Raw genomic sequence first — 23,168 nt, 5'->3', positions numbered from 1 at the left:
CCGAGGGCGACGCGGCCGCCCTGGTCCCATACCGTCTCTCGCCGAGGCTTCGGCGCCGCCTTCGCGTCGTCCGCTTCGGGGCCGGCCACGGCTCAGCGGGCGGCAGGTGCGAATTGCGGATCGATCAGCCCGTCCACCGCCGCCTTCACGTCGGTACCTGCAGGGATCACCCCCGCCTGCTGCAGGGCGATGCCGGCGGCGGCGATCGATTCGGCCTGGGCCTTGCCGATGGCGGGCTGGGTCAGGTCGGTGCGCTCGATCTGCCGGGCGATCACCGGTTCGGGCAGCTTCGTCACGGCCACGAGCGCGCTCTTCAGGGCGTCGGGATTCTTGATCGCATAGGTCCGGGCGGTCTCGTAGGCGGCGATCACGGTGCGGACGAGGTCCGGGTTGGCCTTGGCGAAATCCTCGCGCACGTCGAGGACGCCCCAGGTGTTGGCGGCGGCGTCCCGGTGGAACAGCACGTCGTCGTTCTCGATCTCGGAGGCCGCCATCATCGGGTCGAGGCCGGCCCAGGCATCGACGTCGCCCCGGTCGAGGGCGGTGCGCCCGTCGGCATGCTGGAGCAGGACGAGCTTGGCGTCCTTCTCGGTCAGCCCGGCGCCCTGGAGCGCGCGGATGAGGAAGATGTGCGGGTCGGTGCCACGGGTCACCGCGATGCGCTTGCCCTTGAGGTCGGCGGGCTTGGTGATGCCGCTGTCCTTGCGGGTGACCAGCGCCGTCCATTCCGGCCGCGAGAAGACGTAGACCGCCTTGATCGGGTTGCCGTTGATCCGGGCGAGCAGGGCCGCGGCCCCGGCCGAGGACCCGAAATCGATGGCGCCGCCATTGAGGAATTCCAGTGCCTTGTTGGAGCCGAGGGACTGGGTCCAGCGCACCTTAATGCCCTTGTCCTTCAGGGCCTCTTCCAGGAAGCCCTTCTCCTTCAGGATCAGGCTCACCGGGTTGTAGGTCGCCCAATCGAGGCGGATCTCCTTGACCTCCGCCGCCTCACCGGGGCGCGGCATCAGCAGAAGCGACGCGGCGCCGCAGATGACACTCAGGATGGCGCGACGGGACAGAGTCATCGGTCAATCGTCTCCATGGTCCCGGCAGTGACGCGGGGCATCCGAGGTAGCCAGGACCGTTCGTTTCGTCAAACGAATTTTCCGGCAGAGAGAACGATATCCTACGGATTGCCTATCACATCTACGCAGCTGCCTAGCGTTGTCTCTGGTGTCCCTCCGGGAACATGATAACGGGTTTGCGCATGTTCGACGCCGCCGACGCCCTCAAGACGGTCCTCACCACTCTCGACCGCGACGTGCGCGAGGCGACGCAGCTGCGCGCGCTTCTCGTTCCGGAGCTTCGGCGCATCATCGAGCTCGGCCATGCCGATGCCGAAGCCCGGTTGATGGAGGAGCGCGACGGCACCGCCTGCGCCCAGCGGATCAGCAACCTCACCGATGCGGTGATCCGCACGATCCACGATGCGGTGGTGTGGCGGCTCTACCCCAACGACAATCCCTCCACCGGCGAACAGCTCGCCGTGGTGGCCACCGGCGGCTACGGTCGCGGGACGATGGCGCCGGGGTCGGACATCGATCTCCTCTTCCTGCTGCCCTACAAGCAGACCGCCTGGTCCGAGAGCGTCGTCGAGGCGATGCTCTACGTGCTGTGGGACCTCAAGCTGAAGGTCGGCCACGCCACGCGCTCGGTGGAGGAGTGCCTGCGCGAGGGGCGGGCCGACATGACGATCCGCACCTCGCTCCTCGAGGCGCGCTACCTCTTCGGCGCGAGGGCGCTGTACGAGGAGCTGGTGACCCGGTTCGACACCGAACTCGTCATGTGGACGGCGCCGGAATTCGTCGAGGCCAAGCTACGCGAGCGTGACACCCGCGTCACGAAGGCGGGCGCCTCGCGCTACCTCGTCGAGCCCAACGTCAAGGACGGGAAGGGCGGCCTGCGCGACCTCAACACCCTGTTCTGGATCGCGAAATACACCTACCGCGTCCGTGACCAGAGCGAACTCGTCCCCGCCGGCCTGTTCACGCCGGAGGAGTACCGGGTGTTCGAGCGCTGCGAGGAGCTGCTCTGGCGCGTCCGCTGCCACATGCACTTCGTCACCGGCCGGTCCGAGGAGCGCCTGTCCTTCGGCCTGCAGCCGAGGATCGCCGAGCGGTTCGGCTACGAGCCGCGCGGCGGCCTGTCCGGCGTCGAGCGCTTCATGAAGGCGTATTTCCTGATCGCCAAGGAAGTGGGCGATCTCACCGCCATCGTCTGCGCCGCCCTCGAGGCCCGCCACGCCAAGCGCACCCCGGTCCTCGACCGCTGGATCGGCCGCTTCCGCGATCGCTTCCGCGCCACCGCCATCGAAGCGGAGGATTTCATCGACGATCACGGCCGGATCAACCTGCGCACGGCGGATGCGTTCTCGCGCGATCCCGTGAACCTGATCCGCCTGTTCTGGCTCNCCGACCGCCACAACCTGCCGATCCATCCGGATGCGACGCGGGCCGCCACCCGTTCGCTCCGGCTCATCGGGCATTCCCTGCGCTCGGACACGGAAGCCAATGGGCTCTTCCTCGACGTGCTGACGTCGAAGAACTCACCGGAGACGATCCTGCGGCTGATGAACGAGGTCGGCGTGCTCGGCCGGTTCATCCCCGATTTCGGCCGCATCGTCGCGCTGATGCAGTTCAACATGTACCACCACTATACGGTGGACGAGCATCTGCTGCGGTCCGTCGGCGTCCTGGCGGCCATCGATTCCGGCACGGTCTCCGAGGACCACCCCATCGCCACGCGGCTCATCGACACGATCAGCCACCGGCGCGCCCTCTACGTCGCGGTGCTCCTGCACGACATCGCCAAGGGGCGCCCGGAAGACCATTCCATCGCCGGCGCGGCCATCGCCGAGAAGATCGGCCCGCGCTTCGGCCTCACCCAGACCGAGACCGAGATCGTGGCTTGGCTGGTGGAGCACCACCTGTTGATGTCGATGACGGCCCAGAGCCGCGACCTCTCCGACCCGAAGACGATCCAGAAGTTCGCCTGCGTGGTGCAGACCATGGAGCGGCTGAAACTCCTGATGATCCTCACCGTCGCGGACATCAAGGCGGTGGGACCGGGCGTGTGGACGGCCTGGAAGGGGACGCTGCTGCGGACCCTCTACGACGAGACCGAGGTGCTCCTGTCGGGCGGTCATTCCGAGATCGCCCGGACCGATCGGGTCCGCCTCATCCAGATGGGGCTGCGCGAGCAGCTGGCGGATTGGGATCCGGCCTTCTTCGACGCCTATTCCGCCCGGCACAACCAGGCTTACTGGCTGAAGGTCGACGCCGTCCGCCAGTTCAAGAATGCGGGGTTCGTGCGCGGTGTCATGGAAGACGGGCGCACCGTCGCCACCGTCTACGAGACCGATCCGACCCGGGGCGTGACCGAGATCACGATCTACTCGCCCGACCACCCGCGCCTTCTCGCCATCGTCACCGGGGCCTGCGCGGCGCTCGGCGGCAACATCGTCGACGCGCAGATCTTCACCACCACCGACGGCTTCGCCCTCGACTCGATCTTCATCTCCCGTGCCTTCGAGCGGGACGACGACGAATTGCGCCGCGCCAAGCGCATCACCACGGCGATCGAGCGGGCGCTGAGGGGCGAGATCCGCATCGCCGATCTCGTGGCGGACCGGCACCCGCCGAGCAATCGCTCCAACACCTTCCTGATCCCTCCGGACATGGCGATCGACAACGCCCTGTCGAGCCGGGAGACCGTGGTGGAGATCACCGGCCTCGACCGGCCGGGCCTGCTCTACGAGTTGACCACCGCCCTCGGGCGCCTGAGCCTCAACATCACGTCGGCCCATGTGGCGACCTTCGGCGAGCGGGCGGTGGACGTCTTCTACGTCACCGACCTCACCGGGACCCGCGTCACCCAGCCCGACCGGCAGGCCGCGATCCGCAACGCGGTGATGGAGATCTTCGCCAGCGACGTTGCCGCTTTGAGGGCGGAGGGGCTGGAAGCTCTGGTGGAGTCCCCGCCTCCGCGGGAAGCCTGAGCCCCCTGCAGACCTGAATCTCGCGGGGGGCTGAGGCGGAGAAGGGGGGTGGGACGGCGCTCGGCTTGATTTCATCTCGCGCGCGTCTGATATCAGCTGCGATCCCGGAGCATGGTGCCGAACCCCGTCGAGCGGGTTCTCGGCGCCGTGGCCCGGCCCCATTCCGATCGACCGCGTGCCGACGGTCTCCGGCGAACGAGACCGGCGACTGGCGCGGGGCGAGCAACCTTGCGATCGACGAAGAGCGATGATGGCGAACGACATGGAGCATGACGGGCAGCGCGCCGAGACGGCGCCGGAGACCGACGTGAAGCCCGAGGCGCGCGCGGAGGACAACGCCGTCGCCTTGGCGAGCCTGATCACCGAGCGCGATGAGCTGAAGGATCGCGTCCTGCGCACCTTGGCCGAAATGGAGAACCTGCGCCGGCGCACCGAGCGCGAGGTCGCCGATGCGCGGACCTATGCGGTCACGAATTTCGCGCGCGACATGCTGAACGCGGCCGACAACATCCGTCGTGCGCTGGAGAGCGTGCCGGCGGAGGCCGCCTCCACCGCCGAGGGTGCGCTCAAGGCGCTGATCGACGGGATCGAGCTCACCGAGCGCGATCTCGCCAAGACCCTGGAGCGGCACGGGGTGAAGCTCATCGAGCCCCAGGGCCAGCGCTTCGATCCCAACCGGCATCAGGCGATGTTCGAAGTCCCCAATGCCGAGGTTCCGAACGGGACGGTGGTGCAGGTGATGCAGTCCGGCTACGTCATCGGCGACCGGGTCCTGCGCCCGGCCCTCGTGGGTGTCGCCAAGGGCGGACCCAAGGCGGCGGCCAATCCTGCGGATGCCGCCTGAGGCATCCGCCCGAACGAATGGCCTCGTCCCGGATGATGCGTCCGCGACGAGGCGACGAGGCCGTTACTTCACCTCGACGCTGTCGATGACCTCCCGGAACTTCGACAGCATGGCGCTGCGCTGGTCGGCCCGCACCACGCCGAGCGCGCGGAGGTAACCGTCCGGCGCGAACCGGATGGTCTGCGAGACCACCACCGGCGTGTTCGAAGGGCCGTCGACCGCGCGGGCGACGATCTCGTGCCAGTCGACGCCGTTCTGGCGGTAGGTCTGCGAACGCTCGACCGCGAAATCCTTCATCGTCTGGTTCGAATAGAGCGCGGCGCGGGCGAAGGCATCGCGCTGTTCCGGCTGCGGCGGCTGCTGGACGGCCTGGGCCAGGACCAGGATGGGCTGTTCGAGATTCAGCATCTGGTCCTTCGGGCCTTGCGTCATCAGGACCGAATTGCCCGCGAGCACCCGGACGGGCCGGAACCCGGCCGACTCGCGGATGCGGAACGGCAGGGCCGCGACCTGCTCGTCCAGGGTCAGTTCCGGCCGGATCTTCACGCTGGTCAGCATGTTCCGCATGGTTTCCGGCGTCTCGGCATCCGGCACGGTCTGGGCGATGATGATGCCCGTGACCGTGGTGTCGCCGACGAGCAGGAGCCATTTCTTGATGGCCGGGGTGGCCGCGCCCTCAGGCGCTGGCTGCTCTCCGGTGAAGAGCACGGCGTCCACGTCGCCCGCCACCTTGATGGCCTCGCGCGTCGCGACGACGAACCCCTGCGTGCGCAGGTTCTCGTCCGTGAAGCTCTTCTCCAAGTCGACGAAGGCCGTCGGCGGCAGCTCGACGATGGAGAGCGTCGCGCCGCCTTCCAGCCGCTCGAAGCCGGAGAACCGCTTGGACAGCGCCATGTCCGATGCGGGCGAAAAGCCGAAGCGCGAACTCGATGGGAAGACCGTATCGGCGGCCTGAGCCACGGAGATGGCGCCCGACGAGAGCCCGGCGATCAGGGCCAGTGCCACGACCGGACGGACGAGATTGCGCAGACGCATCGGATGGATTCTCCGGGGCGGAGCCGATGATCGCGACTCCGGGTCAGGTGTTCGGACGCGAGACGTCTCCGGTCAAGGCGAAGCGCTCGCGCGGCCTTCGTGAGGAAGGCTCGCTCGACGATGGGTCGGCCCACACCTCTCCACTGTCAAGCGTCCCGGGAGGGCGGCGGCGAGCCCGTGGCGCCGCACCGCCCGGCCGAGCCCGTCCGCCTTGCCGCCTTCAAGGACACAGGCTTTCGACCGGCGGAGGGGGGCGCCGCGATATGCCGTCAGGCGTCGTGGTCGATGTCCCGCTCGAGGACGGCCTTGCTCTCCACCGTGGTGTCGGCCTTGAGCTGGTAGACGAGCGGGATGCCGGTGGCGATCTCGAGGCTGGCGATGGTCTTCGTGGTCATTCCGTCGAGCACCATCACGAGCGCGCGCAGCGAATTGCCGTGGGCGGCCACCAGGACGCGCTCGCCGGCCATCACGCGCGGCAGGATCGTCTGGATGTAATAGGGCAGCACACGCGCCGCAGTGTCCTTCAGGCTTTCCCCGCCGGGGGGCGGAATGTCGTAGGACCGGCGCCACTGGTGGACCTGGGCGTCGCCCCAGCGCTCACGGGCATCGTCCTTGTTGAGGCCCGACAGATCCCCGTAATCCCGCTCGTTGAGCGCCTCTGACCGCACCGTCTCGATCCCGCCCTGGCCCATCTCCTCCAGGATCAGCGCGCAGGTATGCTGCGCCCGCTGCAGATTGGAGGTGAAGGCGACGTCGAACGCATATCCCTGCTGCTTCAGCCAGCGGCCGGCGGTCCGGGCCTCGGTGATGCCGAGCTCGGTGAGTTGCGGATCGCGCCAGCCGGTGAAAAGCTTCTTGAGGTTCCATTCGCTCTGGCCGTGGCGAGCGAGGACGAGCAGGCGCTCCATCGGACGTCCATCCTATTTCTCGGTGAATGGTGCGACGCAACAGAATCTGCGCCTGCGGGGCTGGTGTACCGGCCGACCTGAACAGTCAATGACCGGGCGCTCGTATCAGAGCCCGAGGACGTCGGCCATGCCATAGAGGCCCGGAGGTTTGTCATAGGCCCACAACGCCGCCCGCACGGCGCCACGGGCGAAGATCGCGCGATCCTCGGCATGGTGGCTGATGGTGATGCGCTCGCCGGGGCCGGCGAAGGTCACGCTGTGGTCGCCCACCACCGTGCCGCCGCGCAGGGTGGCAAAGCCGATATCGCCGGGACGCCGCGCGCCGGTATGGCCGTCACGGGTGGAGACGCGGGTCTCGGCGAGGCTGACGCCGCGCCCCTCCGCCGCCGCCTCCCCGAGGAGGAGCGCCGTGCCGGAGGGCGCGTCCACCTTCATGCGGTGATGCATCTCGACGATTTCGATGTCGAAATTCTCGCCCAAAGCCGCGGCGACCTTGCGGACCAGCCCGGCGAGCATGCTCACGCCCAACGACATGTTGCCCGAACGCACGATGCGGGCATGGTGCGCCGCCGCAATGAGCTTGGCGATGTCCGCTTCGGCGAGGCCGGTGGTGCCGACGACGTGGACGATGCGGGCCTGGGCGGCGAGTTCGGCAAAGAACGTCGTGGCCGCCGGCGTGGTGAAGTCGAGGACGCCGTCGGTGGCGGCAAAGACCGTGAGCGGATCGTCGGTGACGGTGACACCGAGGGGCGGCAGGCCGGCCAGCGCACCCGCATCCTGGCCGAGGGCCGGCGAACCCTCGCGCGCGACGACGCCGCTCAGGGTGCATCCCTCGGCTTCCGCCACCGCCCGGATCAGCATCCGCCCCATGCGCCCCCCGGCGCCGACCACTGCGAGCCGCATCCTGTCGCCCTTCCTCGAAACGTCGCGCCTGCGGTACAGCCTCGGCCGGCCTATGCCAAGGCGAGGGGGATGAGGGGTGAAAGCTCAGTGTCTCGTGGCGAGGATCGGTCCGAGCACGTCGCCGACGCCGTTCACGGTGATCTGAGTTCCGATGCAAAGCAGCAAGAAGGCGAAGAGCCGGCCGAGGACCCGCGCTCCCACCGGGCCGATGGCCGTCACCACCCTGTCGGCCGAGCCGTAGGTGAATCTCACCAGGATCGCGATGGCGAGGGCCGCCAGCGACATGCCGAGATAGAAGCCGATGCGGTCGGGGCCGGGAGCGGGCCGGTTCGACCCCAGGGCGATCGCTACCGCGATGGTGCCGGGGCCGGTGGTGAAGGGCAGGGTCAGGGGGAAGAACGCCACGTCGGCGACGCTGTCGGTGGTGTCATGGGTCGCCTCGGCATGTTTCCGGGCCTCGCGGACCTCGGGTGCGCTGAGCAGCGTCCAGGCGGAGGCCGCGACCACGAGGCCGCCGGCGATCCGCAGCGCACCCAGGGACACCCCGAAGAAGTTCAGGATCGGCGCCCCCGCCCATAGAGCCGCGAGCATGATCAAGGCGGAGTAGAAGCCGATGCGCTTGGCGATCTCCACCCGCTCCTGATGCGAGTTCTGGGCGGTGATCTGTGAGAAGATCAGCGCCGAGCCCACCGGGTTGACGATCGAGAACAGGCTGGAGAAGGCGAAGACGAAGCTGTGGAGCGCCGCCTCCGGGTCGATGAGGCTGAACATGGAAGCGAATGCCTTGAAGCGGGTGTTCGGGTTCAACCCGGAGAAGGGGTGGGAACGAGGACCCTCGCCGGAGCGAAGCGGGCGGCCCGTTGCACCTGACGGACCGCCACCGGACGGTAGAGTTGCTTCGTGGCGTCGATGACGTGGAGGCCTGCGAAGGGGAGGGAGAGGCCGGTGCCGACCTTCTCCCAGGCGCCGGCCGTCCTCAGCCAGAGCCGGCTGTTCACCGGAGGCATGTAGAGGGCCTCGGCCCATCCTTCCGGCGAGAACTGGGTGGTCCGCATCAGCCGTCCGAGCTGGGAGCGGCTGTAGGGCTGGCCGTGGCCGAACGGCGTCGTATCGCGGCGGGCCCAGACTCCGCGCCGATTGGGCACGACGAGGATCATCCGCCCGCCGGGCGTCAGCACCCGCCAGACGTCCTGCAGCAATTCGGTGGGGCTCTCCACCGATTCGAGGGCGTGGACCAGGATCACCCTGTCCACCGCCGCTTCCGGCAGGGGCATCATGGTCGGGTCGGCGAGGGCCGAGCAGGATCGTCCGCCGCCGGGCCAGTTCACGACGCCCTGGGTCGCCGGCATGAAGGCGAGGGTGCGCTCGGCGATCACGTGGACCGGCCCGAGATAGGGCGTCGCATAGCCGAGGCCTAGAACCCTCAGGCCGGAGACCGAGCCGAGGAACCCATGGATCGCCCGCCCGACGATGCGATGGGTCACACCGCCCAGCGGACTGGCATAGAAGGCGCGCAGATCGGTCACGTCGAGGCGCATGGGGCGGCTTGCTCCGGCGCGGCCGGACGTTGTCGAGGTTGCAGGGTTCTTTGACGCAGGGTCGGAATCGGATCAATGGGGACGAGACCGCTCGCCCACAAGCCGGCATGACGCGTCAGGGCGGAACTCCGCCCTGACGCGTCGGGTTTCTGCCTCAGGACAGCAGCGCCACAGACAGGAACGCCTCGTGACCGTCTCCCGCCCCGAGATCCGCACCTTCCTCTGCCGCAGCGACAATATCGGCGTTCTGATCCGCGACCCCGCGACGGGCGCCTGCGCCGCCATCGACGTGCCCGAGGCGGCTCCCGTGCTGAAGGCCCTCGACGAGACGGGCTGGACGCTCACGGACATCCTCGTGACCCACCGGCATCTCGACCATGTGGAGGGGATCCCGGAGGTGAAGCGGCGCACGGGCGCGAGGGTGACCGCCCCGCGCAAGGCAGGCCCGCACGTGCCGGAGGTGGACGTCTCCGTCGCCGAGGGGGATCTCGTCCGGGTGGGTGACCTCGAGGCCGAGGTCTGGGAGACGCCGGGCCACTGCCTCGACCACGTCACCTACTGGTTCGCCGAGGCGGGGGTCGTCTGCGCCGGCGATACCCTGTTCACCCTGGGCTGCGGACGGGTGGTGGAGGGCACGCCCGAATCGCTGTGGCGGTCGCTGCAGCGGTTTCTTCCCCTGCCGGACGACACCCTGGTCTTCAGCGGCCACGATTACGTACTCGCCAACGCCCGTTTCGCCCTGGCCGCCGATCCCGACAACCAGCCGTTGAAGGATCGCATGGCTCAGGCGGAGGAGGCCAAGGCCGCGGGCCGTTTCTTGATCCCGACGACCATGAAACACGAGCGCGCGACCAATCCATTCCTCCGTTCCACGGAGCCCGATTTGGCTAAAGCAGTGAATCTTGCTCCTAATTCACCATCGGAGGTAGTGTTCACTGCATTAAGGGCCTGGAAGAACAGCTTCTGACCGGCTATGGCCCTCTGGCTGTCTCGGACTCAGCGAGACAAGCGGGGACGACGCCGACTCCGGATACGGCCCGCCCTCCTTATCAGCGCCGGCTGGAGTATCGATGGAGACGGCAGGTACGTCCTTTGTGGTCGGCTATGATTCGGCCGGCAGCGATGATGCTTCACCCATGATGGGTCTTCGTCCGCCCGACAGGTCCAAGGCTCGAATTGGCCGGACCAGCCCCGCACCGCTCTCGGTGGATGCGCGCCTCCTCGCGATTGCGACGGAACATCTGGCGCGCCTGGGGCACAAACGGGTGACGGTCGTGGCCGTGGCCGCCGAAGCGGGCATGACCCATGCCAACGTCTACCGATATTTTCCTTCCAAGGACGCCCTGCTCGATGCCGTCGCGGGGCGCTGGCTCCGGGATGTGGAGGCGGAACTCGCCCGCATCGCCGATGCGCCCGATCCGGCCGACGACAAGATCGAACGCCTGCTGATGGCCCTGGCGAGCGCCCAGCGCGAGGTGCTGGCGCGGGAGCCTCACCTGTTCGCGGTCCATCTCGACGCGACGGTGGCGGCACGGCCCATCGCCCGGCGTCATCGGGTGCGCCTGCGCAGCCTGGTCGAACGGGTGGTGGAGGAGGGGATCGCGGCGGGCGCCTTCGTCGCCAGGGACCGCGAACGGGCGATCGCCTACATCTTCGACGCGAGCTACCGGTTCACCCATCCGCTGGCGATGCAGCACGATTCCGACCTGCCCGTCGACCTGATTCAGGCACGCTTCGGCGCCGTGATCCAGGCCATCCAGAAAGTGCTACGGATGGGCGCACTTTAGGCAAAGTGACAATTATCTCAGCCTGTCACCGAAGCTTTGCCGTCGAACCGGCGGGAGCTTCGGCCGCCTAAATCCTTCGACCGACAGGATTTTGTCTCGGCCGTCTTCTTTCGGACCGACCCGCCTCTGGCCCGAACTCTGCTTGGCGCCGACCACGTCGGGTTGAAGCATGGGGACTTTTCCGCCACACCGTCGCGGCGAAATCAACGTGCGATCGCGACCTCGACAATGAGCCCGTCCGTTCGGACGGAGCATCGCGGATCGGCACCGATACTGGAGGTTCGTTTTCCATGGCACGCAGCAAGATCGCGCTTATCGGCGCCGGGCAGATCGGCGGAACCCTCGCGCATCTGGCGGGCCTGAAGGAACTCGGCGACGTCGTCCTGTTCGACATCGTCGACGGCGTTCCCCAGGGCAAATCCCTCGACATCGCGGAATCCGCTCCGGTCGACGGGTTCGATGCCACCTATACGGGCGCCAGCGATTATTCGGCCATTGCCGGGGCCGACGTGGTGATCGTCACGGCCGGCGTGCCGCGCAAGCCCGGCATGAGCCGCGACGACCTGATCGGCATCAACCTCAAAGTGATGGAAGCCGTCGGTACCGGCATCAAGGAGCACGCTCCGGACGCGTTCGTGATCTGCATCACCAATCCGCTCGACGCCATGGTCTGGGCCCTGCAGAAGTTCTCCGGCCTGCCCACCAACAAGGTCGTCGGCATGGCCGGCGTGCTCGATTCGGCGCGGTTCCGCCACTTCCTGGCCGACGAGTTCAAGGTCTCGGTGGAGGATGTCACCGCCTTCGTGCTTGGCGGCCACGGCGACGACATGGTGCCGCTGGTTCGCTACTCCACCGTGGCCGGCGTGCCGCTGCCGGACCTCGTCAAGCTCGGCTGGACGACCCAGGAGAAGCTCGACGCCATGGTCGAGCGGACCCGCAAGGGCGGCGGCGAGATCGTGAACCTGCTCAAGACCGGTTCGGCGTTCTACGCCCCGGCCGCCTCCGCCATCGCCATGGCCGAGAGCTACCTGCGCGACAAGCGTCGGGTGCTTCCCTGCGCCGCCTATCTCAGCGGCGAGTACGGCATCGACGGCATGTATGTCGGCGTCCCGATCGTGATCGGTGCCGGCGGTGTCGAGCGCGTCCTCGAGGTGGAATTCAACGCCGACGAGAAGGCCATGTTCGACAAGTCGGTGGGCGCCGTGAAGACCCTGATCGAAGCCTGCAAGACCGTGAACCCGGCGCTGGCCTGAAATCTCACAAGAAGCGTCGCGCGCCGGCGGGTTTCCCGTCGGCGTGAACGAGGCCGGTGTGTCGTGTCTTCCAATCCCGCGCGTTGCCGCGGGACGAGGCGAGGAAATGTCCTAATGAACATCCATGAATATCAGGCGAAGGCGGTGCTCAAGGAGTTCGGCCTGCCCGTCTCCCGCGGCGTGCCGATCTTCAAGCCGGAAGAGGCCGAGGCAGCCGCCAAGGAGCTGGGCGGTCCGGTCTGGGTGGTGAAGTCGCAGATCCATGCGGGTGGACGTGGCAAGGGCACCTTCAAGGGCGCGCCCGCCGGTGCCAAGGGTGGCGTGCGCGTCACCAAGTCCATCGACGAGGTCAAGCAATTCGCCGGCGAAATGCTGGGCCAGACGCTGGTCACGATCCAGACCGGCGAGGCCGGCAAGCAGGTCAACCGCCTCTACATCGAGGAAGGCGCGCAGATCGCCGCCGAGTTCTACCTGTCGATGCTCGTCGACCGCGAGACCGGACGGGTCGCCTTCGTCGTCTCCACGGAAGGCGGCATGGATATCGAGACCGTGGCGCACGACACGCCCGAGAAGATCATCACCTTCTCGGTCGATCCTGCCACCGGGATCATGCCGCATCACGGCCGGGCCGTCGCCAAGGCTCTCGGCCTCACCGGCGCGCAGGCCAAGGAAGCCGGCGACCTCACCACCAAGCTCTACGCGGCGTTCACCGCCAAGGACATGAGCATGCTGGAGATCAACCCGCTGGTGCTCACCGGCGACGGCCATCTCAAATGCCTGGACGCCAAGATCTCGTTCGATTCGAACGCGCTGTACCGTCATCCGGACATCGTGGCGCTCCGCGACGAGACCGAGGAGGACGCCAAGGAGATCGAGGCGTCGAAATACGACCTCGCCTATATCGCGCTGGATGGCACCATCGGCTGCATGGTCAATGGCGCGGGTCTGGCCATGGCGACGCTGGACATCATCAAGCTCTACGGTGAGGAGCCGGCGAACTTCCTCGATGTCGGCGGCGGCGCGAGCGAGGAGAAGGTGACGGCGGCGTTCAAGATCATCACCGCCGATCCGCAGGTGAAGGGCATCCTCGTCAACATCTTCGGCGGGATCATGAAGTGCGACGTGATCGCCAACGGCGTGATCGCCGCGGTGAAGACGGTGGGCCTCGAAGTACCCCTGGTGGTGCGTCTGGAGGGCACCAACGTCGAGAAGGGCAAGGAGATCATCCGGAATTCCGGCCTCAACGTGATCCCCGCCGACGACCTCGACGATGCCGCGCAGAAGATCGTCGCCGCCGTGAAGAAGGGCTGAGAGTACCCATGTCCATCCTGATCGACGCGAACACCAAGGTCATCTGCCAGGGCTTCACCGGCAAGAACGGGACCTTCCACTCCGAGCAGGCCATCGCCTACGGCACCAAGATGGTCGGCGGCACCTCACCGGGTAAGGGCGGCGCGAGCCATCTCGGCCTCCCGGTCTTTGACACCGTGGCCGAAGCCCGCGAGGCGACCGGCGCGACGGCATCGGTCGTCTATGTACCCCCGCCCGGTGCCGCCGATGCCATCTGCGAGGCGATCCAGGCGGAAATCCCGCTCATCGTCTGCATCACGGAGGGGATTCCGGTCCTCGACATGGTGCGGGTGAAGCGGTCGCTGGAGGGCTCGAAGTCGCGCCTCATCGGGCCGAACTGCCCCGGCGTCGTCACCGCCGGCGAGTGCAAGATCGGCATCATGCCCGCCAACATCTTCAAGCCGGGCTCGGTGGGCATCGTCTCGCGCTCCGGCACGCTGACCTACGAGGCCGTGTTCCAGACCACGAATGCCGGTCTCGGCCAGACCACGGCGGTCGGCATCGGCGGCGATCCAGTGAAGGGCACCGAGTTCATCTCGATGCTCGAACTGTTCCTGGCCGACGACAAGACCGAATCGATCGTCATGATCGGCGAGATCGGCGGCTCGGCCGAGGAAGAGGCGGCGCAGTTCATCGCCGACGAGGCCAAGCGCGGCCGTCGCAAGCCGATGGTCGGCTTCATCGCCGGGCGCACGGCCCCTCCGGGCCGCCGCATGGGCCATGCCGGTGCCATCATCTCCGGCGGCAAGGGCGGCGCCGAGGACAAAATCGCGGCGATGGAAGCCGCCGGCATCCGAGTTTCGCCCTCGCCGGCACGCCTCGGCAGCACCCTCGTGGACGTCCTCAAGGGTTGAGGCTGAGGGGAATCTGTCACTTGTGTTGCGGTGCAAAATCTTCCCGCAGCCTGTATCTAGGAAGCGACGCGGCCTGATCGCCGCGTCGACTCGGACATCCCCATCGAAGCGCCCGTCGGCGCCACGGGGGGGAGCAGGGGCGGGCCGCAGGGGCGGCTTCCCCGACAAAAGCGGTAGGATGATCGACGATGGCCCGCCAGGACGCGCTTCTCGAAACCTCGTTCCTCACCGGTGGCAATGCCGCCTATCTCGAGGAATTGCAGGCGGCCTATGCCCGTGATCCGCATTCGGTCGATCAGCAGTGGCAGGATTTCTTCAAATCCCTCGGTGACGAGAGCGGCCTTGCCGAGAAGAACGCCGCGGGTGCCTCCTGGCAGAAGCCGAACTGGCCGGTTCATGCCAATGGCGAGATGGTCTCGGCCCTCGACGGTAATTGGGCCACGGTCGAGAAGGCGGTGGGCGAGAAGATCCGCGCGAAGTCTGACACCGCGAAGCTCGATGGCGCCAAGGCCGCCAACGGCGCGGCCGTCGTCGCCGCCAGCGGTGTCTCGGTCGAGCAGGCGACCAAGGATTCCGTCCGCGCGATCATGTTGATCCGCGCCTACCGCATGCGCGGCCATCTCCACGCCAAGCTCGATCCCCTCGGCCTCGCCCCGCGCGGCGACCACGAGGAGTTGCATCCCCAGCATTACGGGTTCGAGGAGAAGGATTGGGATCGTCCGATCTTTCTCGATAACGTGCTCGGCCTGCAATATTCGACCATCCGCGAGATCGTCGAGATCCTGGAGCGCACCTACTGCCAGACTCTCGGCGTCGAATTCATGCACATCTCCAACCCGGAGGAGAAGGCGTGGATTCAGGAGCGCATCGAGGGCAAGGGCAAGGAGATCTCCTTTACGCCCGAGGGCCGGCGCGCGATCCTGAACAAGCTGGTGGAAGCGGAGGGCTTCGAGAAGTTCCTCGACCTCAAATACACCGGCACCAAGCGCTTCGGTCTCGACGGCTCGGAATCGATGATCCCGGCGCTGGAGCAGATCATCAAGCGCGGCGGCGCGCTGGGCGCCAAGGAGATCGTTCTCGGCATGGCCCATCGCGGCCGGCTCAACGTGCTCTCGAACGTCATGTCGAAGCCGTTCCGCGCGATCTTCAACGAGTTCAAGGGCGGCTCGGCCTCGCCCGCCGAGGTCGAGGGCTCGGGCGACGTGAAGTACCATCTCGGTGCCTCGTCGGACCGCACGTTCGACGACAACAACGTCCACCTCTCGCTGACCGCCAACCCGTCCCATCTCGAGATCGTCGATCCGGTGGTGCTGGGTAAGGTCCGTGCCAAGCAGGACCAGCGGGCGAAGCCGAACGTGCAGCGCACCAGCGTCGTGCCGCTTCTCATCCATGGCGACGCGGCCTTCGCCGGCCAGGGCGTGGTGGCGGAGTGCCTCGGCCTGTCGGGCCTGAAAGGACACCGCACCGGCGGCTCGATCCACTTCATCATCAACAATCAGATCGGCTTCACCACCGATCCGCGCTTCTCGCGTTCGTCGCCCTATCCGTCGGACGTCGCCAAGATGGTGGAGGCGCCGATCTTCCACTGCAACGGCGACGACCCGGAGGCCGTGACCTTCGCGGCCAAGATCGCCATCGAGTACCGCCAGAAGTTCGGCAAGCCCGTCGTCATCGACATGCTGTGCTACCGTCGCTTCGGCCATAACGAGGGCGACGAGCCGGCCTTCACCCAGCCGAAGATGTATCAGCGCATCCGCAAGCACCCGACGGCGCTGGAGACCTATGCCAAGAGGCTCATCGCCGAAGGCGTGCTGACGCAGGAGCAGTTCGACACGCGCAAGGCCGAATTCCGCGCCATGCTCGACGGGGAGCTGGAGGTCGCCGGCAACTACAAGGCCAACAAGGCCGATTGGCTCGACGGTCGCTGGTCCGGCTTCAAGGCGGTGCGCGAAGACGTGGACGATCCGCGCCGTGGCAAGACCGGCGTGCCCGCCGACACCCTGCGTGAGATCGCCCAGCGCATCACCACGCCGCCGCCGGGCTTCCATCTCCACCGCACCATCCAGCGCTTCTTCGACAACCGCGCCAAGGCGGTCGAGACGGGCAAGGGCATCGATTGGGCGACCGCCGAGGCTTTGGCCATCGGATCGCTTCTCATCGACGGTCACCGGGTCCGGCTGTCCGGCCAGGACGTGGAGCGCGGGACCTTCTCGCAGCGCCATGCCGTGGTGATCGATCAGGAGAACGAGCAGCGCTACACCTCGCTGAACTCGATCCGCGAGGGCCAAGCGAATCTCGAGGTCATCAACTCGATGCTCTCCGAGGAGGCCGTGCTCGGCTTCGAATACGGCTACTCCCTGGCCGAGCCCAACGCCCTGGTGCTGTGGGAGGCGCAGTTCGGCGACTTCGCCAACGGCGCGCAGGTGGTCATCGACCAGTTCATCTCATCCGGTGAGCGCAAGTGGCTGCGCATGTCCGGCCTGACGCTGCTGCTGCCGCACGGCTACGAGGGCCAGGGGCCGGAGCATTCCTCCGCGCGCCTCGAGCGCTTCCTGCAGATGTGCGCCGAGGACAACATGCAGGTCGCCAACTGCACCACGCCCTCGAACTACTTCCACATCCTGCGCCGACAGCTGAACCGCGAGTTCCGCAAGCCACTGGTGCTGATGACCCCGAAATCGCTCCTGCGCCACAAGCGTGCGGTGTCGAACCTCGACATGCTGGCCGAAGGGTCGACCTTCCACCGCGTGCTCTGGGACGATGCCGAGCACGAGGAGGACGGCGTCCGGCTGGTGAAGGACGACAAGGTCCGCCGCGTCGTGCTCTGCTCGGGCAAGGTGTATTACGACCTCTACGACGAGCGCGAGAAGCGCGGCGTCAACGACGTCTACCTGATGCGCGTGGAGCAACTCTATCCGTTCCCGCTCAAGGCGCTGGCCAACGAGATGGCGCGGTTCCGCAACGCCGAGGTGGTGTGGTGCCAGGAGGAGCCCAAGAACATGGGCGCCTGGTCCTTCGTCGATCCGTATCTCGAATGGGTGCTCGGCCAGGCCCAGTCCCAGGTGAAGCGGGCCCGCTATGTCGGTCGCCCGGCCTCGGCTTCGACGGCGGTCGGCCTTCTCTCGAAACATCAGGCCCAGCTCCAGGCCTTCCTCAACGAGGCGCTGGCGGCCTGACGCCTCCGGCACTCCCCTTCATCCGACACGACCAATCATTCGGGCGGACTACACACCATGGCAACCGACATCATCGTCCCCACGCTTGGCGAATCCGTGAGCGAGGCCACCATCGGCCGCTGGTTCAAGAAGCCGGGCGACGCGGTGGCGGCGGACGAGCCCCTGGTGGAGCTGGAGACCGACAAGGTCACCCTCGAAGTCAACGCTCCCGCCGCCGGCGAGCTCGGTGAGATCCTTGCGAAGGACGGCGAGACCGTGGAGCCCGGCGCCCTGCTGGGGTCCATCGTCGAGGCCGGTGCCGGCGGTGGCGCGAAGGCCGCCGCTCCGAAGAAGACCGAGACCAAGGCGGAGACCCGCACCGAGGAGCCGGCGAAGTCACAATCCGAAGGGGCAGCGAAGGCGCCGGCTGAAGAATCCTCTGCGGCTTACGGCAATCACGGCGACGCCGCCGCGCCGGCATCCGATCGCCCGGCGGGAGATAACGGCCCGGCTGTCGCCAAGATGGCGCGGGAATCCGGCATCGACCCATCGACGGTGAACGGTTCCGGCAAGGACGGCCGCGTCACCAAGGGCGACATGATCGAGGCGACGTCCAGGGCGCCGTCCGCTCCGCCTGAGGCCCCGGCCCGCCAGGCCAAGGCTCCCTCGCCGCCGCGCCCGGCCTCGAAGCCCGACGATGCCGCGCGCGAAGAACGCGTGAAGATGACGAAGCTGCGCCAGACCATCGCGCGCCGCCTGAAGGACGCCCAGGACACGGCGGCGATGCTGACGACGTTCAACGATGTCGACATGTCCGCCGTCATGGCCCTCCGCTCCCAGTACAAGGACATTTTCGAGAAGAAGCACGGCACCAAGCTCGGCTTCATGGGCTTCTTCACCAAGGCGGTGATCGGCGCCCTAAAGGACGTGCCCGCGGTCAATGCCGAGATCGACGGGACCGACCTCGTCTACAAGAACTACTACCACATCGGCATCGCGGTCGGGACTGATAAGGGCCTCGTCGTGCCGGTGGTGCGCAATGCCGACGACCTCTCCATCGCCGGCATCGAGAAGACGATCGCCGGGTTCGGCAAGAAGGCGCGGGACGGCAAGCTCTCCATCGAGGAGATGCAGGGCGGCACCTTCACCATCACCAATGGCGGCATCTACGGCTCGTTGATGTCGACCCCGATCCTCAACGCGCCGCAATCGGGCATCCTCGGCATGCACCGCATCGAGGAGCGTCCCGTCGTTCGCGCCGGCAAGATCGAGGCGCGGCCGATGATGTATCTCGCGCTCTCCTACGATCACCGCATCGTCGACGGGAAGGAGGCGGTGACCTTCCTCGTGCGCGTCAAGGAGGCGCTCGAGGATCCGGCACGTCTCGTGCTGGATCTCTGATCCGGCTTCCGGCGCAGACGCGATGAATCGGCGCCTCGTGCTCACCGCCGTCCCCGCGTTGGGGTTGGCGGCGCTGGCAGCGGTATGGTGGGGCCGGACGAGGGAGCTGCCGATTTACCCCGTCGACATACCGGCTGGCCCGAACCTCGCGGTCACGGCCCTCTCCGACACCATGCTGGCCGAGCGCGCCATCACACGGTTGCCGCTCGGCGAGGCGGAGTTTCCGACCGGCGCCATCGTCGCCACCGATCCGGCCGTGCAGCCCGAGCGGCCCGCCTTCGCCCGCCGCGTGCCGCCGGGGCGGTACCCGATCACGATCTACAAGGCGCAGGACCGGGTTGCCCTCGCCGAAATCCGCTTCGCACGAGGCACGCCGTCTCACTGGCAGATGGCCCTGCTTCCTGGGCAGGATGCCCGGACGTTGAAGGACGACGAGGTGTACGGCTTTCCTGTCGATGCCGGGCTCGGCGCCCTGATGGACGTTGCGGCGCGGAGCGCTTTTCTGCGCCGCGACGCCCGGGAGCAGAAGCGGCCCGGTTATGGGTCCTCCTACGACGACATCATTCACGCTCCCCTCGAAGCTGCTGGCGGCACCGAGGTGATGCTCAAACCGCTGGCCGACGACCCGGCGACGCTCGCCGTGTTCCAGAGCGGCTGGGGCGACGGCGTCTACGCCTCCTATTGGGGCCTCGACGAGGAGGACCGGCCGGTCCTCCTCGTCACCGACCTGTCCGTCATCGAGGACGGCAACGGGGCTCCGTCCAAACAACCTTCGCTCTCCGGTTCGCCGGAGAGCACCGCATCAGGAACCGACCGCCCATGAGCACCTACGATCTCGTCGTCATCGGCACCGGCCCCGGCGGCTATGTCTGCGCCATTCGCGCCGCCCAGCTCGGCCTCAAGACCGCCGTGGTGGAGAAACGGGCCACCCATGGCGGCACCTGCCTCAATGTCGGCTGCATCCCGTCGAAGGCCCTGCTCCACGCCTCCGAGGCGTTCGAGGAGGCCTCGAAGCATTTCGGCGATATGGGCGTGATCGTCAGCGCACCCGAGCTCGACCTCAAGAAGATGATGTCGTTCAAGCAGGACGGCGTCGACGGCAACACCAAGGGCGTCGAGTTCCTGCTGAAGAAGAACGGGATCGACGCCTATCACGGCCTCGGCCGGGTCGCCGGTGCCGGCCGCGTCGAGGTGTTGTCCGAGGATGGCGGCAACCAGATGCTGGAGACGAAGAACATCGTCATCGCCACGGGCTCCGACGTGACGAAGCTGCCCGGCGTGACCATCGACGAGACGATCGTCGTCTCCTCCACCGGCGCCCTCGAACTTCAGGCCGTGCCGAAGAAGCTCCTCATCATCGGCGCCGGCGTGATCGGCCTCGAACTCGGCTCTGTCTGGCGCCGTCTTGGCTCCGAAGTGACCGTGGTGGAATATCTCGACCGCATTCTGCCGGGCATGGACGGCGAGGTCGGCAAGCAGTTCCAGCGCATCCTCGGCAAGCAGGGCATCGTCTTCAAGCTGTCGTCGAAGGTCACCGGCGTCGAGGTGAAGGACGGCGCCGCCACCGTGTCGGTCGAGCCGGCCGCCGGCGGCGATGCCGAGAAGCTCGAGGCCGACGTGGTGCTCGTGGCCATCGGCCGCGTGCCCTACACCGAGAAGCTGGGTCTCGAAACGGTGGGCGTGCAGCTCGACAACAAGGGCCGCATCCAGACCGACAGCCACTACGCCACCAACGTCACCGGCATCTACGCCATCGGTGACGTGATCGCGGGGCCGATGCTCGCTCACAAGGCCGAGGACGAGGGTGTCGCCGTGGCGGAACTCCTCGCCGGGCAATCGGGCCACGTGAATTACGGGGTGATCCCGAACGTGGTCTACACCTATCCGGAGGTCGCCTCGGTGGGGAAGACCGAGGAGGAACTGAAGAAGGACGGCATTGCCTACAATGCGGGCAAGTTCCCCTTCACCGCGAACGGCCGCGCCAAGGTGAACCACACCACCGACGGCTTCGTGAAGATCCTGGCGGATGCCAAGACCGACCGGGTGCTCGGCGTCCACATCGTCGGCGCGGATGCAGGCAACCTCATCGCGGAACTGGCCGTCGCCATGGAGTTCGGTGCCAGTGCCGAGGACGTGGCCCGGACCTGCCATGCCCACCCGACGCTGACCGAGGCGGTCAAGGAAGCCGCCCTCGCCGTCGGCAAGCGGGCGATCCACATCTGAGAAGCAGGGGCACTTTTTCCACCCCGCGCACCTCATCCTGAGGTGCGGCGACAGCCGCCTCGAAGGAGACCTCCAGGGATCGCTGCGCGAACTGGAGCCCTCCTTCGTGGCATCCGCTTCGCTCCTGCACCTCAGGATGAGGTGGCTGATGGGATGCATGTCGTACTCAGTGGTTTGAAACCTGAGCGAGCCGGATGCCCTACGAACTCTATTATTGGCCGACGATGCAGGGCCGCGGCGAGTTCGTCCGCCTCGCCCTGGAGGATGCCGGCGTCGAGTATGTGGATGTCGCCCGGGGGCGGGAGGAGAACGGACAGGGCCTCGGCGCCATGGCGGCCTTGCTGGAAGATCCGTCGATCGCCCGGCCCGCCTACGCGCCGCCCTTCCTCCGGGATGGCGACGTCGTCATCGGCCAGACCGCAGCGATCCTGCTCTATCTCGGTCCCCGGCTCGGTCTCGCACCCGCCAGCGAAGCCGACCGCCTCTGGACCCACCAGATCCAGCTGACCGTTGCCGATGTGGTGGCGGAAGCTCACGACACCCACCATCCCATCGCGGTGAGCCTCACCTACGAGGACCAGCAGCCCGAAGCGCTTCGGCGGGCGAAGGATTTTCAGGCGAACCGGATTCCGGAGTATCTCGCCTGGTTCGACCATGTGCTCGGCCGTAACGACGGCCTCCATCTCGTCGGAGGGGCCACGACCTACGCCGACCTGTCCCTGTTCCAACTCGTGGACGGGTTGCTCTACGCCTTCCCACGCGCGACGGAACGGACCCTCACCGAGAACTGCCACGTCGCCGCCTTGCACGACGCCGTCCGGCAACGACCGAGGATCGCGGCCTATCTGGCGAGCCCGCGCCGCATTCCCTTCAACCAGCAGGGGATCTTCCGGCACTATCCAGAACTCGATCCGTAGCGCGCGCACCCGCACGGGGATGGGCTTGATCGAACGCATCCATCAGGCGTGCGGCGTCGACCTTGGTGTAGAGCTGCGTCGTCGAGAGCGAGGCGTGGCCGAGCAGTTCCTGGATCGCGCGCATTTCTCCCTGCCGGGCCAGGAGGTGGGTGGCGAAGGAGTGCCGCAAGGCATGGGGGGTGGCGCTGTCCGGCAGGCCGAGCGCGCCGCGCAGGGAGGCCACCGCATATTGGATGATCCGTGGGGACAGCTTGCCGCCTTTCACGCCCACGAAAAGCGGTCCTTCCGGATCGAGCGCATGGGGGCAGGCGGCGAGATAGGCCGCCACCGCCTCGGCCACCACGGGGAGGATCGGCACCATCCGCTCCTTGCCGCCCTTGCCCATCACCGTCACCGACTCCACTCCCGGTACGGGGGCATCGCGGCGGGTGAGCCCGAGGGCTTCGGAAATGCGCAAGCCGGACCCGTAAAGCAGGGAAAGGACGGCGGCGTCCCGCGCGAGAACCCAGGGCTCGCGCGTCTCCCCCGCGCGGATGTCGATATCGGTCAGTGCACGGGCGGCGACGATGGGGATCGGGCGCGGCAGGCGTCGCTCGACCTTGGGCGAGCGGATCGCGCCTAGGGCGGACACGCTGCCGTGGCCGTCCCGTTCGAGATGGCGCGCGAAGGAGCGCAGGCCCGCGAGTGCCCGCATCAGCGATCGACCGCTCACGCCCTCCGCTCTGCGCGCGGCCATGAACCCACGGATGTCGCGCGGCTTGAGGGCGACGAGCCCGGCGATGCGCACGGTACCGGTGCGGCTCTGCAGATGGCAGAGGAACTGCCTCAGGTCGCGGGCATAAGCCTCCACCGTGTTCGCGGCCATCCGGCGCTCGCGCAGCAGAGAGTCCTGCCACGCCATGGCGATGAACCGGACCGCATCGTCGCCGGGGAAGGCGACGGCGCAGGCTTCCGGAAATGG

The 23,168-nt window shown here is 67.3% G+C and carries 19 protein-coding genes; 12 read left to right on the top strand and 7 right to left on the bottom strand.

Translation table 11 applies throughout. The features are described from left to right. Window positions 1–92: 92 nt before the first annotated feature. The gene (locus tag A3OM_RS0121235; RefSeq protein ID WP_051074439.1) at window positions 93–1,007 is read right to left on the bottom strand and encodes an aliphatic sulfonate ABC transporter substrate-binding protein; all 915 of its coding nucleotides are present in this window, start codon (window positions 1,005–1,007) and stop codon (window positions 93–95) included. 242 nt (window positions 1,008–1,249) lie between these two features. Between A3OM_RS0121235 and A3OM_RS0121230 the strand changes: the two genes are divergently transcribed. Further along, on the top strand, window positions 1,250–4,039 hold the full coding sequence (locus A3OM_RS0121230; RefSeq protein ID WP_018045805.1) for a [protein-PII] uridylyltransferase: 2,790 nt from the start codon (window positions 1,250–1,252) through the stop codon (window positions 4,037–4,039). A 247-nt stretch (window positions 4,040–4,286) separates the two neighbouring features. Continuing rightward, complete coding sequence (grpE, locus tag A3OM_RS0121225) at window positions 4,287–4,883, top strand: nucleotide exchange factor GrpE (RefSeq protein ID WP_018045804.1); 597 nt, start codon at window positions 4,287–4,289, stop codon at window positions 4,881–4,883. A 63-nt stretch (window positions 4,884–4,946) separates the two neighbouring features. Here grpE and A3OM_RS0121220 read toward each other — a convergent pair whose 3' ends face one another. The 5 genes from A3OM_RS0121220 to A3OM_RS0121200 all read right to left on the bottom strand — a co-directional run bounded on the left by A3OM_RS0121220 (window position 4,947) and on the right by A3OM_RS0121200 (window position 9,267). Continuing rightward, complete coding sequence (locus A3OM_RS0121220) at window positions 4,947–5,918, bottom strand: hypothetical protein (protein WP_018045803.1); 972 nt, start codon at window positions 5,916–5,918, stop codon at window positions 4,947–4,949. 269 nt (window positions 5,919–6,187) lie between these two features. Then, window positions 6,188–6,826 carry a 2,3-bisphosphoglycerate-dependent phosphoglycerate mutase gene (locus A3OM_RS0121215; protein WP_018045802.1) on the bottom strand — a complete coding sequence of 213 codons (639 nt, stop codon included), beginning with the start codon at window positions 6,824–6,826 and terminating at the stop codon, window positions 6,188–6,190. Between the two features lie 105 nt (window positions 6,827–6,931). Next, on the bottom strand, window positions 6,932–7,729 hold the full coding sequence (dapB, locus tag A3OM_RS0121210) for a 4-hydroxy-tetrahydrodipicolinate reductase (protein WP_026176269.1): 798 nt from the start codon (window positions 7,727–7,729) through the stop codon (window positions 6,932–6,934). Between the two features lie 84 nt (window positions 7,730–7,813). Then, window positions 7,814–8,500 carry a MarC family protein gene (locus tag A3OM_RS0121205; RefSeq protein ID WP_026176268.1) on the bottom strand — a complete coding sequence of 229 codons (687 nt, stop codon included), beginning with the start codon at window positions 8,498–8,500 and terminating at the stop codon, window positions 7,814–7,816. Between the two features lie 32 nt (window positions 8,501–8,532). Next, window positions 8,533–9,267 carry a class I SAM-dependent methyltransferase gene (locus A3OM_RS0121200; protein WP_018045799.1) on the bottom strand — a complete coding sequence of 245 codons (735 nt, stop codon included), beginning with the start codon at window positions 9,265–9,267 and terminating at the stop codon, window positions 8,533–8,535. Window positions 9,268–9,454: 187 nt separating this feature from the next. Between A3OM_RS0121200 and gloB the strand changes: the two genes are divergently transcribed. The 10 genes from gloB to A3OM_RS0121150 all read left to right on the top strand — a co-directional run bounded on the left by gloB (window position 9,455) and on the right by A3OM_RS0121150 (window position 22,207). Beyond that, complete coding sequence (gloB, locus tag A3OM_RS0121195; protein WP_018045798.1) at window positions 9,455–10,234, top strand: hydroxyacylglutathione hydrolase; 780 nt, start codon at window positions 9,455–9,457, stop codon at window positions 10,232–10,234. Between the two features lie 169 nt (window positions 10,235–10,403). Beyond that, a complete protein-coding gene (locus A3OM_RS0121190; RefSeq protein ID WP_244475858.1) occupies window positions 10,404–11,054 on the top strand; it encodes a TetR family transcriptional regulator in 651 nt (216 codons plus the stop codon). A 290-nt stretch (window positions 11,055–11,344) separates the two neighbouring features. Then, window positions 11,345–12,307 carry a malate dehydrogenase gene (mdh, locus tag A3OM_RS0121185; protein ID WP_018045796.1) on the top strand — a complete coding sequence of 321 codons (963 nt, stop codon included), beginning with the start codon at window positions 11,345–11,347 and terminating at the stop codon, window positions 12,305–12,307. Between the two features lie 114 nt (window positions 12,308–12,421). Further along, the gene (gene sucC / locus A3OM_RS0121180; protein ID WP_018045795.1) at window positions 12,422–13,618 is read left to right on the top strand and encodes an ADP-forming succinate--CoA ligase subunit beta; all 1,197 of its coding nucleotides are present in this window, start codon (window positions 12,422–12,424) and stop codon (window positions 13,616–13,618) included. An 8-nt stretch (window positions 13,619–13,626) separates the two neighbouring features. Then, window positions 13,627–14,511: a succinate--CoA ligase subunit alpha gene (gene sucD, locus A3OM_RS0121175; protein WP_018045794.1), complete on the top strand. Its 885-nt coding sequence runs from the start codon at window positions 13,627–13,629 to the stop codon at window positions 14,509–14,511. A gap of 188 nt (window positions 14,512–14,699) precedes the next feature. After that, complete coding sequence (locus tag A3OM_RS0121170; protein WP_018045793.1) at window positions 14,700–17,687, top strand: 2-oxoglutarate dehydrogenase E1 component; 2,988 nt, start codon at window positions 14,700–14,702, stop codon at window positions 17,685–17,687. A gap of 57 nt (window positions 17,688–17,744) precedes the next feature. Next, on the top strand, window positions 17,745–19,067 hold the full coding sequence (gene odhB / locus A3OM_RS0121165; RefSeq protein ID WP_018045792.1) for a 2-oxoglutarate dehydrogenase complex dihydrolipoyllysine-residue succinyltransferase: 1,323 nt from the start codon (window positions 17,745–17,747) through the stop codon (window positions 19,065–19,067). A gap of 22 nt (window positions 19,068–19,089) precedes the next feature. Next, window positions 19,090–19,890 carry a DUF4241 domain-containing protein gene (locus A3OM_RS24495; protein ID WP_018045791.1) on the top strand — a complete coding sequence of 267 codons (801 nt, stop codon included), beginning with the start codon at window positions 19,090–19,092 and terminating at the stop codon, window positions 19,888–19,890. Continuing rightward, window positions 19,887–21,290, top strand: a complete 1,404-nt coding sequence (gene lpdA / locus A3OM_RS0121155; RefSeq protein WP_018045790.1) for a dihydrolipoyl dehydrogenase — start codon at window positions 19,887–19,889, stop codon at window positions 21,288–21,290. The genes A3OM_RS24495 and lpdA overlap by 4 nt, the downstream gene beginning before the upstream one ends. 194 nt (window positions 21,291–21,484) lie before the next feature. After that, a complete protein-coding gene (locus A3OM_RS0121150; RefSeq protein WP_018045789.1) occupies window positions 21,485–22,207 on the top strand; it encodes a glutathione S-transferase in 723 nt (240 codons plus the stop codon). On the opposite strand, the gene A3OM_RS0121145 is transcribed toward A3OM_RS0121150, so the two are convergent. After that, window positions 22,161–23,108: a tyrosine recombinase XerC gene (locus tag A3OM_RS0121145; RefSeq protein WP_245257856.1), complete on the bottom strand. Its 948-nt coding sequence runs from the start codon at window positions 23,106–23,108 to the stop codon at window positions 22,161–22,163. The genes A3OM_RS0121150 and A3OM_RS0121145 overlap by 47 nt on opposite strands. Between the last annotated feature and the right edge of the window lie 60 nt (window positions 23,109–23,168).

The organism is Methylobacterium sp. 88A, from assembly GCF_000376345.1.
GTDB classification, from domain to species: Bacteria; Pseudomonadota; Alphaproteobacteria; order Rhizobiales; family Beijerinckiaceae; genus Methylobacterium; species Methylobacterium bullatum.
Note: the sequence above shows the minus strand (reverse complement) of the source record. Positions and strands in the feature narration are given on the sequence as shown.